Annotated in this window: 1 protein-coding gene; it reads left to right on the top strand. The window is 60.0% G+C overall.

What is annotated here, in order from left to right:
* Nucleotides 1-28 precede the first annotated feature (28 nt).
* Nucleotides 29-544 (top strand): hypothetical protein, encoded by a 516-nt coding sequence (locus tag ENZ74_RS33700; protein ID WP_013529757.1) that lies wholly within the window; start codon nt 29-31, stop codon nt 542-544.
* Nucleotides 545-615 lie beyond the last annotated feature (71 nt).

The raw sequence follows: 615 nt of genomic DNA, 5'->3' as shown, positions 1-615 counted from the left end.
GGACTGACCAAGGGACTGACAAGGCCCGATGATCAAGGTCATCGCCATCGCCGTCTGGATCTGCGCCGCAACGCTGGGCGCCGTGTTCTATTCTTTCCAGGCGGCCGGCGAGCGCGGTGTCGGCGAAACGCCGAAGCCGATGCTGGGCGGCCTCGACTACGTCAAGACCGACATCATTTCGGTGCCGCTGATCCGCGATTCCGAGATCGGCGGCTATTTCCTGACCAAGCTTGTCTACACGGTCGAACCCGAGCAGATCAAGAAACTGTCCATTCCGGCCGAAGCGCTGATCACCGACCAGGTCTATTCCTACCTCTATTCCAATCCGCAGATCGACTTCACCAACAAGGCGACGATCGATCTCGATGCCTTCCGCGCCGCCATCCGCGATACCGTCAACACGCGTGTCGGGGCGCCTTTGGTGCATGAGGTTCTGATCGACCAGGTCAATTTCCTGTCGAAGGACGAAATCCGCGACAACTGGCTGCGCCGCAAGAAAAGCGAGACGGCGAGCGAAATGACCAAGGCGTTCAAGGAACACTGAGTTGCCGGGCTCGCATTTCCGGCCTCCTCCAGGCTCGCCTGCCGCAACGGCAGGAACCAACCGCCTGAATT

Origin of the sequence: Mesorhizobium sp. M7A.F.Ca.CA.002.15.2.1 (genome assembly GCF_003998715.1) — a bacterium.
Taxonomy (GTDB): domain Bacteria; phylum Pseudomonadota; class Alphaproteobacteria; order Rhizobiales; family Rhizobiaceae; genus Mesorhizobium; species Mesorhizobium ciceri.
Note: the sequence above shows the minus strand (reverse complement) of the source record. Positions and strands in the feature narration are given on the sequence as shown.

Excerpts from the sequence above, each read along its gene's own strand:
- ENZ74_RS33700 (WP_013529757.1), top strand. The coding sequence starts at position 29 with ATGATCAAGGTCATCGCCATCGCCGTCTGGATCTGCGCCGCAACGCTG.